Raw genomic sequence first — 12,931 nt, forward strand, 5'->3', positions numbered from 1 at the left:
AGCGCAAGGCCCGGGGCCCCGCGCTCTGCATGGCACGCGTATGTATCAGGCGGCCGGCATGGCGGCCATGGTCTGGGCCACGGCGGCGGTCAGCTTCTTGCCGTACGGCACGTGCAGGAATTCGTTGGGACCGTGCGCGTTGGACTTGGGACCCAGCACGCCGCAGACCATGAATTGCGCCTGCGGGAACCCCTTTTGCAGGATGCTCATCAGCGGAATGGTGCCGCCCTGCCCGATATAGCCGCAAGGTGCGCCGTAGTACTGCTGCGACGCCGCGTCCAGCGCCTGCGTCAGCCAGGGCACCGTGGCGGGCGCGTTCCAGCCGGTGGCGGCGCCTTCGTTGGCCTTGAAGATGACCTTGGCGTTGTAGGGCGCATCGGCTTCGAGCAGCTCCTTGATTTCCTGGGACGCGGCCACGGCGTCGACCAGCGGCGGCAGGCGCAGCGACAGCTTGAACGCGGTGCGCGGACGCAGCACGTTGCCGGCGCTGGACAGCGGCGGCAAGCCTTCCGCGCCCGTTACCGACAGCGTCGGACGCCAGGTGCGGTTCAGCAGCGCCTGCTCGGGTTCGGTGGTCATGGGCAGCACGAAGCCGCCGTCAGCGCCGCAGCTCCAGGGGAAACGGCGCCACACTTCGTCGCCCAGGATGCGGGCGGTGGCGGAAACCTGTTCGATGCGTTCGGCGGGGATCTCGCAGTGCAGGCTTTGCGGCAGCAGGCGGCCGGTGCCGCTGTCTTCGAGGCGGTCCAGCAGGTGGCGCAGGATGCGGAACGAGGACGGCACGACGCCGCTGGAGTCGCCCGAATGGACGCCTTCGTCCAGAACCTGGACTTCCAGCGTGCCGGACACCATGCCGCGCAGCGACGTGGTCATCCAGAGCTGATCGTAGTTGCCGGCGCCCGAGTCCAGGCACACCACCAGCGCCACGTTGCCCAGGCGGTCGCGCAGCGCGTCCACGTACGGCAAGAGGTCATAGCTGCCCGATTCTTCACAGGTCTCGACGATGCCGACGCAGCGCGGACGCGGAATGCCTTGCTTGTCCAGCGCCATGATGGCGGTAAGCGACGCGTACACCGCGTAGCCGTCGTCGGCGCCGCCGCGGCCATAGAGCTTGCCGTCTTCGTACTTGGGCGTCCACGGGCCGAGGCCGGCGCGCCAGCCCGAGAATTCGGGTTGCTTGTCCAGGTGGCCGTATAGCAGCACGGTGTCGCCGTTGTCGCTGCGGGTGGCGGGCGCGTCAAAGAAGATGACGGGCGTGCGGCCCGGCAGGCGCACCACTTCCAGTTTCAGGCCGGAAACCTTCTGCGCTTCGACCCACTGCGCCGCGTCGCGCACCACACGCTCGATGAACGCGTTCTTTTCCCAGTCGGCATCGAAGGCCGGGCTCTTGGCGGGAATGGCGATGTAATCGGTCAGCGCGGGGATGATCTCGTTGTCCCACTTGTCGTCCACAAAGTCCTGAAGGGCTTTGGGATCAAGGGTGGGCGGCAATGCGTCTTCGGGGATGCGTGCGTTCATGGCGCTGGCTTCCTGTGTGCGGGAAAGGGGCAAACCGCTATTTTATGCCCGGGCGGCAGGGATGTTTGGGTGGGGGTGGCATTTTTATGACGGTGTCAGACACCAGGGCATGGCGCGACGGCAGCCGGGACTACTTGGCCGCGTAGGCCTCGATCCGGCTCCAGACCTCGCGGGCCAGGGGTTTGGCGTTGCCGACCGATTGGTACAGGCGGATTTCCATGTGGATGTCGTTGCGGGCGCCGTCGGCCCGCACGAGGCTGCCGTTGCGCAGGTCGGGTTCGACCAGCGTGTGCGGCAGCCAGGCCAGGCCGAAGCCCTGGCGCGCCATCGCGTGCAGCGCGTCGGCCAGGTCGGACTCGTACGTGGTCTGCAAGAGCGGCACCTCGCACAAGCCGCGCAGCTTGTCATGAAGGATGCGCCCCAGCGACATGCTGTCGGCGTAGGCCAGAAACGGCACGGGCGGATCCGAGGCCAGCTTGGGCACGGCATGGCGGGGATGGCGCCCGCCCGGCGCGACCGGCGCGCTGACCGCCACCAGCTTGTCCGCCCCCACCCGGCGGCAGCGGTAATTGGGATTGTCGATCTTCGCGTACAGCGGTTCGTGAGCATGGCACAGCAGGAAATCGACTTCGCCGTCCTCCAGCATGTCCACGCCGTAATTCAGCGTCGTCGTGATCACCTTCAGTTGAAAAGCCGGCAGGCTGCGCTGCACGCCCGCCATCAGCCCGGGCAGGACAGAATGCGCCAGCGTCTTGCCTGAGGCGATCGTGATCTTGCGGGCGCGTTCCTGCTCCGGCCTTTGCAGGGCCTCGCGCGTCTCTTGCAGGATGTCCAGCACGTCGATGGCGGCGGCCAGCACGCTGCGGCCGGCGGCATTCAGCGTGGACACCTGGTGGCCGCGCTCGATGAGCGGCACGCCCGCCCACTCCTCCAGCGCCTTGATGCGTCGCCCGAACGCCGGGTGCGTCACGTTGCGCGACTCGGCGGCCTGAAACAGGTTGCGCGACTTCGACAACGCGACGAAGTCCTCGAGCCATTTGATGTCCATGTGTCCTCCTGCCTCCCGTGCCCGCCCCATGTCTGTCCGGGGCTGGGCGTGTGTTTTCCAGCGGCTCAGCGGCTGTGCCGATCCAGCACAACGCTTGCGCATTTTGCACAAGACAGAAACACCTTGCAACTAACATCCCTTCGACCACTCCTGGAAAACCCTATGCCTGACTCCCCCGTCCTGCTCAAGTCCATTCGCAGCCATTACGTCGGCGGCACCGAAGTGGTGGCTGGCGGACTCCCGATGCAGCAGCAAAAAGTGGTCGGCAACGCGTCGCCCCGGCTGATCGACATGAATGGCGGCTACAGCGCCGGCCAACTGTATGTGCAGGAGTACCGGCTGGCGCAGCCGACCCGGCCCTACCCCGTGCTGCTGTGGCACGGCGGCGGCATGACGGGCGCGCAGTGGGAGAGCACGCCCGACGGGCGCGATGGCTGGCTGTGGCGGCTGCTGCAGGCCGGGTACGACGTTTTCGTGTCCGACGCGCCGGAACGCGGCCGCGCTTCCTGGGCGATGTTTCCCGAGGTCTACGACTCGTCCCCGATCTTCCGCTCGAAGGAAGAAGCGTGGCGGCTGTTTCGCATTGGTCCGGCCTCGGGCTATGCGCGCGCCGGCGAGCCGCGGCAGGCGTATCCCCAACAGCAATTTCCCGTCGACGCGTTCGACACCTTTTCCAAGCAGTTCGTGCCGCGCTGGCTGACTCACGGCGACATGGCGCTGGACGCGTATCGCGCACTGCTGGACCGTGCGGGCCCTTGCATCGTGATCGGCCACAGCCAAGGCGGCGGTTTTGCCACGCAACTGGCACAGGAGTACGCGGCGACCGTGCGCGCCGTCGTGGCGGTCGAGCCCACCGGCACCCCGGCCCAGGCCACCTGCGAATTGCCCCCGCAGCTGTTGATCTGGGGCGATCACTTCAACGCGGACGACACCTGGCAGCGCTACCGCGCCCAGACGGACGCCTACTGGAACGCCCTGCGCGCGGCCGGCCAATGCGCCGACGTGCTGGACCTGCCCGCTGCCGGCATTGCCGGCAACTCGCACTTCTGCATGCTGGATCGCAACAGCGACCACATTGCCGGATTGATCGTCGATTGGCTCGATCGCAGCCTCGACTAACCTTCTCGTGGAGACACCGATGACCCTGAAGAAAACCACCATTGCCCTGGCGCTCCTGACCGGCGCCACGCTGGCAGCCGGCGCGTCGGCCCAGCAATCCGATTACCCGAGCAAGCCCATCCGCATGATCGTGCCCTTTGCCCCGGGCGGCACGGCCGACATCATCGGCCGCGTCTTCGCCGCGCAACTGGGTACCGAACTCGGCGTGACGGTGGTGGTCGAGAACAAGGCCGGCGCGGGCGGCTCGATCGGCACGCGCTACGTTGCCGACGCCGCGCCCGACGGCTACACGATCCTCCTGGCTTCCTCCAGCACCCACGGCACCAACCCGGCCGTCTACAAGAACCTGACCTACGATGCGTCGCAGGACTTCACGGCCATCACGCAACTGGTCACCGTGCCCGGCGTGCTGAGCGTCACCAAGGACTTCCCGGCGGCCGACCTGAACGCGCTGATCGCGCAATCGAAGGCCAATCCGGACAAGTACACCTACGCCTCGTCCGGCGCGGGCGGCCTGGGCAACCTGGCGATGGAACTGATGAAGTCGATGACGGGTGCGCATCTGATGCACATCGCCTACCGCGGCGCGGGTCCCGCCTTCACCGATGTGATCAGCGGCCAGGTGTCGATGATCTGGGAACCCGTGCCGGCCTCGCTGCCCTACATCAAGAGCGGCCAGATCCGCCCGATCGCCATCGCCGCCGACGCGCGTTCGCCGGAACTGCCCGACACGCCGACCTTCAAGGAAGCCGGCCTGGCACGCTACGAAGCCAACGCGTGGAACGGCCTGCTGGCCCCGAAGAACTTGCCGGAAGCGGTGAAGACGAAGCTGCACGACGCCTCGGTCAAGGCGCTGAACACGCCCGAAGTGAAGGCCAAGATGGCCAGCCTGGGCGGCACCGTGGTGGCCGGTTCGTCGGACGCCTTCCAGCAAGTGATCGCCAGCGACGTGAAAAAGTGGAAGAACGTCGCCAACGACGCCAAGATCCAGTTGGACCAGTAAACGCCAAGCAGAAGACCCCGGCGCGTTGCGCGGCGGGGTCTTTGCAGGGAGCTTGCAAGCCGGCCTTCAGGGCCGGCTTTTTGTTGGTGCTTAACGTTGCAGGGCGGGATCAGGCGCCGATGAGCGCCGGCTCGCCGCCTCGGCTGTCAAGCGCCGGCGCATCGGCCTCGATCACCCGGCCGGATTGCAGCTTGAACACCGCCACCGCTTCGCGCAGGCGCTGGGCCTGCGTTTCCAGCGATGCCGCCGAAGCCGCCGCCTCTTCGACCAGCGCGGCGTTCTGCTGCGTCACGCTGTCCATTTGCGATACCGCCTGGTTCACCTGCTGGATGCCCTGGGATTGCTCTTCCGAGGCGTGAGAAATCTCGTTGATGATGTCCGTCACGCGGCGCACCGACGCGACGATCTCCTGCATGGTGGCGCCAGCCGCTTCCACCTGGTCCGAGCCCACGGACACCTTCTGCACGGAATCGTCGATCAGGCCCTTGATCTCCTTGGCGGCCGCCGCGCTGCGCTGCGCCAGCGCGCGCACTTCGCTTGCCACCACCGCAAATCCCTTGCCCTGCTCGCCCGCGCGGGCGGCTTCGACCGCGGCGTTCAGCGCCAGGATGTTGGTCTGGAAGGCAATGCCGTCGATCACGCCGACGATATCGGAGATGCGGTGCGAGCTGTCGGCGATGCCGCGCATCGTGCCCACCACGTCGCCCACGGCCTGGCCGCCGCGCGTGGCCACCTCAGACGCGGCCATTGCCAGTTGCGCCGCGCTGCGCGAGCTGTCGGCGTTGTTCTTCACGGTGGAGGACAGCTCGTCCATGCTGGCGGCCGTTTCTTCCAGCGAAGCGGCCTGCTGCTCGGTGCGCGAGGACAGGTCGATGTTGCCCGCAGCGATCTCGCGTGAGCCGGTGTGGATCTCTTCAACCCCCAGGCGCACGGCCGACACGGTGCGCGCCAGGCTGTCCTGCATGCGCTTGACGGCGGCGTACAGCACGCCGATTTCGTTGTTGCCGCGCTGCTCGATGCGGTTGGTCAGGTCGCCGCTGGCGATGCGGTCGAACAGACGTCCGGCTTCATGCAGCGGACGAAAGACCGCCCTGCCGAAGACCACATACAGCCCCACGACCAGCGCCGCCACGACGACCAGCAGACAGATCAGAAACACGATCGCGCTATTGATGCGCGCGGCCGAATCGTGGGCCACTCGCTGGCCGATTTCGTCGGCAAAGTCCACGTACTGCTGGTTGGCCTGGGTGAACTTGGTGCCCAGCGGGCTCACCTTCTCCTGGTTGATGCGCCCGGCCTCCTTGGCGTCACCGGCGCGGATCGCGGCGATCAGCGGGAAGATGGCTTCGCGCACGTAGACGTCGTAGGCGGCCAGCGCAGCCTCGAACAGGGGTTTGCCCTGCGGCGAGGTTTCGGGCAGCTTGCGCGCGGTCTCGATCTGACTGGTGGCCTTGGCCACATAGCTGTCCATGCGCTGCATGTTGCTGGCGGCGGTGTCCAGGCTCTTGCCTTCCAGCAGCGCACTGTGCGCGGCCAGCAGCACCACGCGGGCGCGCAGCAGGTCAGATGCCGCGTCGTCCAGCGAATTGGCGCGGACCAGGTTGGTGTCCAGCATCACCTCGATCGAGGTGCGGTTGGAAGTCAGTTGCTGATAGACCGCGATGCCGGTCACCAGAAAAAGGGCAAAGAAGACGGCCAGAGCGGTCGTCAGGATTGCGCGGATACTTAAATTCTTGAACATTGAAAACCACTCCGGGGGTTGCGTAACGCTCTCCCCTTAACGGCGCAATGCAATGAAAAGTTAAATATCTCATTGGGTTACATGTGGGCAAGGCCCGGACCCGGGCCTCACGCAAGCGCGCAACGCAAAACCGCCGCGGACGTGCCGCGGCGGTTTCTGTGGCTACGGTTCGGGGTTCACCCCCGGACGCTTACTTCAGCCAGGCGCGCGCGTTGCGGAAGATGCGCATCCACGGGCTGAACGCGCCGCCCGAATCCGCGGTGCCCCACTTCTCGGGCGCCCACGACATCATGACGTTGCGGGTCACGCGTTCCGGGTGCGGCATCATGACCGTGAAGCGGCCGTCAGCCGTGGTCACCGAGGTCAGGCCGCCCGGGCTGCCGTTCGGGTTGAACGGATAGGCTTCGGTGGCTTGGCCGTAGTTGTCGATGAAGCGCGCGGCGGCCAGCACGCGGCCGGCGTCGCCCTGCTGCGAGAAGTCGGCAAAGCCTTCGCCGTGGGCCACGGCGACCGGCACGCGGGCGCCTTCCATGCCGGCAAAGAAGATGGACGGCGACTTGGCCACTTCCACCATCGACAGGCGGGCTTCGTACTTTTCGGACTGGTTGCGCGTGAAGCGCGGCCAGTGCTCGGCGCCCGGGATCATCGGCGCCAAAGCGGCCATCATCTGGCAGCCGTTGCAAACGCCCAGCGCAAAGGTGTCGGGACGCGCAAAGTACGCGGCGAACTGGTCCGACAGCTTGCTGTTGAAGCGGATGGTGCGCGCCCAGCCTTCACCGGCGCCCAGCACGTCGCCGTAGCTGAAGCCGCCCACCGCGACCAGGCCCTGCATTTCCGCCAGGTCCAGGCGGCCGGACAGGAGGTCGGTCATGTGGACGTCGATGGCCTCGAAGCCCGAGGTGTCGAAGGCCCAGGCCATTTCGACCTGGCTGTTGCAGCCTTGCTCGCGCAGGATGGCCACGCGCGGACGCTTGCCGGTGTTGATGAACGGCGCGGCCACGTTCTCTTGCGGGTCGAAGGCCACGTTCGGGCTCATGCCCGGATCCTTGGTGTCGTTCCAGACGTCCAGTTCCGCCTGGGCACACGCGGGGTTGTCGCGGCGCGCCATGATGCGGTGAGAGACTTCGGACCAGGCGCGGCCGAGGTCGGCGCGCGGCTGGCCCCAGACCTTGCGGCCGTCGCGGTAGAACTCGACCTCGTCGGCGGCATTCAGGCCGCCGATGACGTGCGAGTGCGCCGACAGACCCGCGCCGCGCAGCACCTGCATGACGGCGTCGCGTTGCGAGGCCGGCACCTGGATGACGGCGCCCGCTTCTTCCGAGAACAGGGCCTTCAGGGTCAGTTCGTCGCGCTGCACGGCGACCTGTTCCGGACGGATTTTGTAGTCGCCCCAATCCGCCGATTGCGGATCGAAGGTCAGCATGTCCAGGTTCACCGAGATGCCGGTGCGGCCGGCGAAGGCCATTTCGACCAGCGTGGCGAACAGGCCGCCGTCGGAGCGGTCGTGGTAGGACAGGATGGTGCCGGCTTCGGCCAGCGTGCGGATGGTGACAAAGAACGCGCGCAGGTCTTGCGGCGAATCGATGTCCGGCACGGTCTGGCCGACCTGGTTATACGTCTGCGCCAGGATCGAGCCGCCCATGCGATGGCGGCCGCGGCCCAGGTCGATCAGGATCAGGACGCTGTCGCCCGCGTCGGTGCGCAGCTGCGGCGTCAGGCTGGCGCGCACATCGGCGACCGGCGCAAACGCGGTAATGATCAAGGACACCGGCGCGACGACCTGGCGCTGCTCGCCGTCCTGTTCCCACGAGGTCTTCATGGACAGCGAGTCCTTGCCGACCGGAATGGACAGGCCGGTGGCCTGGCACAGTTCGCTGACGGCGGACACGGTGTCGTACAGCGCGGCGTCTTGCCCGGCCACGCCGCAGGCGGCCATCCAGTTGGCCGACAGCTTGATGTCTTCAAGGCGCGCCACGTCGGCGGCGGCCAGGTTGGTCAGGGCTTCGGCCACGGCCATGCGGCCCGAGGCCGGGGCGTCCAGCATGGCGATGGGCGTGCGCTCGCCCATCGACATGGCTTCACCGCGGAAACCTTCGTAGTCGGCCAGCGTGACGGCGCAGTCGGCAACCGGCACCTGCCACGGACCGACCATCTGGTCGCGGCTGGAGAGGCCGCCGACGGTGCGGTCGCCAATGGTGATGAGGAAGGACTTGTTGGCCACCGTGGGGTGGCGCAGCACGCGGTAGGCGGCTTCGGTCAGGTCGATGCCGGCCAGGTCCAGCGGCTCGGACACGCCGGGCAGGCGAGTGACGTCGCGCGTCATGCGCGGCGGCTTGCCCAGGATGACGTCGATGGGCACGTCCACGGGGCGCACTTCGGCCTCATTTTGCGGACGGATCGTGTCCAGGCCGGGCAGACCCTCGCCATCCACCACGCGCAGCTGGCGCTCTTCGGTGGCCACGCCCACCACCGCGTACGGGCAGCGTTCGCGGCGCGCGATGGCGTCAAAGCGTTCCAGGTCTTGCGGCAGGATCGACAGGACGTAGCGTTCCTGCGATTCGTTGCTCCAGATTTCGGCGGGCGACAGGCCCGATTCTTCGAGGGGCACGCGCTTCAGATCGAAGATCGCGCCGCGGCCGGCGTCGTTGACCAGCTCGGGGAATGCGTTGGACAGGCCGCCCGCGCCCACGTCGTGGATCGCGATGATGGGGTTGTTTTCGGCCTGCTGCCAGCAGCGGTCGATGACCTCTTGCGCGCGGCGTTCGATTTCAGGGTTGCCGCGCTGGACGGAGTCGAAGTCCAGTTCAGCCGAGTTGCTGCCCATGCTGATGCTGGAGGCGGCGCCGCCGCCCATGCCGATGCGGAAACCGGGGCCGCCCAATTGAATCAGCAGCGCGCCGGGAGGAATGACTTCCTTGTGCGTGAGGCCGGCGTCGATGCTGCCCAGGCCGCCCGCGATCATGATGGGCTTGTGGTAGCCCCAGCGCGTGCCGCCGGCGGTCTGCTCGAACGAGCGGAAGTAGCCCAGCAGATTGGGACGGCCGAATTCGTTGTTGAACGCCGCGCCCCCGATGGGGCCGTCGATCATGATGGACAGCGGCGAGGCGATGCGATCGGGCAGGCCGTGGTGGTCGGCTTCCCAGGGTTGCAGCGCGTCGTCAAAACGCAGGTGCGACACGGTGAAGCCCGTGAGGCCCGCCTTGGGCTTGGAGCCGCGGCCGGTGGCGCCTTCGTCGCGGATTTCACCGCCGTTGCCGGTGGAGGCGCCGGGGAACGGCGCGATCGCGGTCGGGTGGTTGTGGGTTTCCACCTTCATGAGCGTGTGCACGGTGGTATCGCGGCGGATGTATTTGGCGCTGGCGGCGCCCTCGCCCGCCAGCCCCGGCACGCCGGCCTGGAAGCGCTGCGCGGGGCCGCCTTCCATGATGGCGGCGTTGTCCGAGTAGGCGACCACGGTGCCTTGCGGCTGCGCCTTGTGCGTGGCGCGGATCATGCCGAACAGCGTGTTGGGCTGCGACTGGCCGTCGATGACCCATTCGGCGTTGAAGATCTTGTGGCGGCAGTGTTCGCTGTTGGCCTGCGCGAACATCATCAGTTCGACGTCGGTGGGATCGCGGCCCAGGTCGGTGAAGGACTTGGCCAGGTATTCGATCTCGTCGTCGGACAGGGCCAGGCCCAGCGTGGTGTTGGCTTCGACCAGGGCATCGGCGCCGCGCGTCTGAACGTCGACCGTGCGCATGGGCTTGCTCGCCAGCGGCTGGAACAGCGCCTGGCCGTCGAAGCTGGCGTCCACCACGGTTTCGGTCATGCGGTCGTGCAGGCAGTCGGCCGCGCGCGCCAGCATGGCTTCGTCGAGCGACTTGGCGCCGAGCAGGCCGCGTTCGGGCGTGATGACGTAGCGCACGCCGCGTTCGATGCGATGCACCGACGACAGGCCGCAGTTGTGGGCGATGTCGGTGGCCTTGCTGGCCCAGGGGGAAATCGTGCCCAGGCGCGGGATCACCAGCAGGGACACGCTCTTGGCTGGCGCCTCGGCGGTGCTGGGCGTGCCGTAGTCCAGCAGTTGGGTGAGTTGCTGCTGCTGTTCGGCCGTCAGGGCGGCGTCGGTGCTGACGAAGTGCTCGTAGCGGGCGGATATGTCGGCCACCGGCAGGCCGGCTTCCTTCAATTGCGCCAGAAGGCGATCACGTCGAAAGGAGGACAGGACGGAGGAACCAGGCAGATGCTGAACTAGGGACACGATGCGGGCGCCGTATAAAGAGGGGTGCAAAGAAAGGATTTTACCCGTTTAAGGGGTTTTCCCGGAGCCGAAGTTCAATGGAGGTTCTGCCGCCCTCATCCGACCATTGTTACAAAAGAATTCCGCATGGTGTCTGGCGCGGATGGTGCACAGCAATATCGGTCCGCCACCGCTGGGGGCGATGGCGGTTTTCCCCTCGCGGGCCCTGCCCGCCGGCTGACGCTTTGCGCAATGCAGCATGTTGCGGCCGCCCCGCATTGCGGGAAAACACGAACACCCTCGCTCGCGGTGCGACGGTAGGATGCAGCGACCCTATCCAACAAGAAAAGCGGCGCCCCACGCCCGCTGGCCGTTGCCTCACATGTCCCGCCCCGACGCCCCCGCCGAGCCTGTAGAACCAATCATCCCCGTAGAAGCAGATCCCGCCGTGAAGGTGCCGCTGGCCGTCGAGGACTGGCTGGCCGTGATCCTGCTGGCGACCCTGGCCATCATCACTTTCCTGAATGTGCTGGTGCGCTATTTCACCGATCAGTCGTTTGCGTGGACGGAAGAAATTTCCGTGTTCCTGCTGATTGTGCTGACGATGGCGGGCGGCAGCGTGGCCTTCGTGCGCAACCATCACATCCGGATCGAGATCCTGGCCGACTCGGGTTCGCCGCGCCGCCAGCGCATCATGGCGCTGATATCCAACGCCTGCGTGCTGGCGTTCTTCGTCTTGCTGACCGTGCTGTCGGTGAAGCTGGTGTACGACGAATTCATCTACGAGGAAACCTCGCCGGCCATCGGCGTGCCGACGTGGTGGTATTCGATCTGGCTACCGGTCATGGCCGCGGCCATTTCGCTGCGCACCCTTGGCACCCTGCGCCGTCTGGCGCGCGCTCCGGTCCGGGATGCCCTGCGATGATCGCCGTCATCCTATTTACCGTCTTCATCGTCCTGATGGTGATCGGCGTGCCGGTCGGCGTGGCGCTGGGGATCGGCGGCACGGTCGCGATCGTGCTGACCAACCTGGACACGCCGTGGTACGGCCTTCTGACCGTTCCGCAGAACTTCTATGCCGGCCTGGCCAAGTACCCGCTGCTGGCGATTCCCATGTTCGTGCTGGTGGGGTCGATCTTTGACCGGTCAGGCGTTGCCAAGCGGCTGGTGGACTTTGCGATCGCCATTGTCGGGCGCGGTCCCGGCATGTTGCCGCTGGTGTCGATCGCGGTGGCGATGTTCCTGGGCGGCATTTCGGGTTCGGGGCCGGCCTGCGCCGCGGCCGTGGGCGCGGTGATGATCACCGCGATGTCGCGCGCGGGCTATCCGGGGTCGTTCTCCGCATCCGTGGTGGCCGCCGGGGCGGCCACCGACATCCTGATTCCGCCGTCCGTGGCTTTCATCATCTACTCCGTGCTGGTGCCTGGCGCCTCGGTGCCCGCGCTGTTTGCCGCCGGCATGATCCCGGGCATCCTGGCCGGCTTCGCGCTGATCATTCCGGCCGTGTGGCTGTCGCGTAAATACAAGATGGGCGCGCTGGAGGCGCACTTGCCCCGCCCGCCTTTCTGGAAGAGCCTGCACGAGGCGTCCTGGGGCCTGGCCGCGCCGGTGCTGATCCTGGGCGGCATGCGGTTGGGCTGGTTCACGCCCACCGAGGCGGCGGTCGTTGCCGTGTTCTATGGCCTTTTCGTGGGCGGTTTCATCCATCGCACCATCAAGTTCCGGGACCTGTACACGATCCTGCGCGAAGCCGCCGAGCTGTCCGCCGTGATCATGCTGGTGGTGACGCTGGCCGGGATCTTCGCGTGGGCGCTGTCCACGCTCAGCGTGATCGACCCGATCACCCACGCCATCGTCAATTCGGGCCTGGGCGAATGGGGCGTGCTGGCGCTGCTGATCCTGCTGCTGATGACCGTGGGCATGTTCCTGGACGGCATCTCGATCTTCCTGATCTTCGTGCCGCTGCTCATGCCCATCGCCAATGCCTATGGCTGGGATCCGGTGTGGTTCGGCGTGATCCTGACCTTGAAGGTGGCGCTGGGCCAGTTCACCCCGCCGCTGGCCGTGAACCTGATGGTGTCGTGCCGCATCGCGCGCGTGCCGATGGAGTCGACCGTGCGCTGGGTGGTGTGGCTGCTGGGCGCGATGTTCCTGGTGCTGGTCGCGGTGCTGGTGTTTCCCGAACTGGCGCTGTGGCTGCCGCGCAAGCTGGGTTATTGAGAGAGGCTGGACGGGGCCGGCCCGACTGGGTGCCCGGCCGTGGATGACAACAACAGAAAGACT

The 12,931-nt window shown here is 66.8% G+C and carries 8 protein-coding genes; 4 read left to right on the plus strand and 4 right to left on the minus strand.

The window, feature by feature from the left end; all coding sequences use genetic code 11:
* Positions 1-45: 45 nt before the first annotated feature.
* Positions 46-1,518 carry a M20 family metallopeptidase gene (locus HV786_RS05795; RefSeq protein ID WP_062841085.1) on the minus strand — a complete coding sequence of 491 codons (1,473 nt, stop codon included), beginning with the start codon at positions 1,516-1,518 and terminating at the stop codon, positions 46-48.
* Positions 1,519-1,648: 130 nt separating this feature from the next.
* Positions 1,649-2,566 carry a LysR family transcriptional regulator gene (locus HV786_RS05800; RefSeq protein WP_128827195.1) on the minus strand — a complete coding sequence of 306 codons (918 nt, stop codon included), beginning with the start codon at positions 2,564-2,566 and terminating at the stop codon, positions 1,649-1,651.
* Positions 2,567-2,728: 162 nt separating this feature from the next.
* Between HV786_RS05800 and HV786_RS05805 the strand changes: the two genes are divergently transcribed.
* Positions 2,729-3,685: an alpha/beta hydrolase gene (locus HV786_RS05805; protein WP_128827196.1), complete on the plus strand. Its 957-nt coding sequence runs from the start codon at positions 2,729-2,731 to the stop codon at positions 3,683-3,685.
* Between the two features lie 19 nt (positions 3,686-3,704).
* Positions 3,705-4,688 (plus strand): Bug family tripartite tricarboxylate transporter substrate binding protein, encoded by a 984-nt coding sequence (locus tag HV786_RS05810; RefSeq protein WP_056319064.1) that lies wholly within the window; start codon positions 3,705-3,707, stop codon positions 4,686-4,688.
* Positions 4,689-4,797: 109 nt separating this feature from the next.
* On the opposite strand, the gene HV786_RS05815 is transcribed toward HV786_RS05810, so the two are convergent.
* Entirely contained in the window at positions 4,798-6,429 is a 1,632-nt protein-coding gene (locus tag HV786_RS05815) for a methyl-accepting chemotaxis protein (protein WP_128827197.1), read from the minus strand.
* A 190-nt stretch (positions 6,430-6,619) separates the two neighbouring features.
* On the minus strand, positions 6,620-10,669 hold the full coding sequence (gene purL / locus HV786_RS05820) for a phosphoribosylformylglycinamidine synthase (RefSeq protein WP_128827198.1): 4,050 nt from the start codon (positions 10,667-10,669) through the stop codon (positions 6,620-6,622).
* A gap of 361 nt (positions 10,670-11,030) precedes the next feature.
* Between purL and HV786_RS05825 the strand changes: the two genes are divergently transcribed.
* Together HV786_RS05825 and HV786_RS05830 are read left to right on the plus strand one after the other, a co-directional pair.
* A complete protein-coding gene (locus HV786_RS05825; RefSeq protein WP_128827199.1) occupies positions 11,031-11,573 on the plus strand; it encodes a TRAP transporter small permease in 543 nt (180 codons plus the stop codon).
* Positions 11,570-12,868 carry a TRAP transporter large permease gene (locus tag HV786_RS05830; protein ID WP_128827200.1) on the plus strand — a complete coding sequence of 433 codons (1,299 nt, stop codon included), beginning with the start codon at positions 11,570-11,572 and terminating at the stop codon, positions 12,866-12,868. The genes HV786_RS05825 and HV786_RS05830 overlap by 4 nt, the downstream gene beginning before the upstream one ends.
* Positions 12,869-12,931 lie beyond the last annotated feature (63 nt).

Source organism: Achromobacter mucicolens (assembly GCF_902859725.1).
GTDB lineage: Bacteria > Pseudomonadota > Gammaproteobacteria > Burkholderiales > Burkholderiaceae_B > Achromobacter > Achromobacter mucicolens.

Coding starts and splice junctions, on each gene's coding strand:
- HV786_RS05805 (WP_128827196.1), top strand. CDS start 2,729: ATGCCTGACTCCCCCGTCCTGCTCAAGTCCATTCGCAGCCATTACGTC.
- HV786_RS05830 (WP_128827200.1), top strand. CDS start 11,570: ATGATCGCCGTCATCCTATTTACCGTCTTCATCGTCCTGATGGTGATC.
- HV786_RS05795 (WP_062841085.1), bottom strand. CDS start 1,518: ATGAACGCACGCATCCCCGAAGACGCATTGCCGCCCACCCTTGATCCC.
- HV786_RS05810 (WP_056319064.1), top strand. CDS start 3,705: ATGACCCTGAAGAAAACCACCATTGCCCTGGCGCTCCTGACCGGCGCC.
- HV786_RS05800 (WP_128827195.1), bottom strand. CDS start 2,566: ATGGACATCAAATGGCTCGAGGACTTCGTCGCGTTGTCGAAGTCGCGC.
- HV786_RS05815 (WP_128827197.1), bottom strand. CDS start 6,429: ATGTTCAAGAATTTAAGTATCCGCGCAATCCTGACGACCGCTCTGGCC.
- HV786_RS05825 (WP_128827199.1), top strand. CDS start 11,031: ATGTCCCGCCCCGACGCCCCCGCCGAGCCTGTAGAACCAATCATCCCC.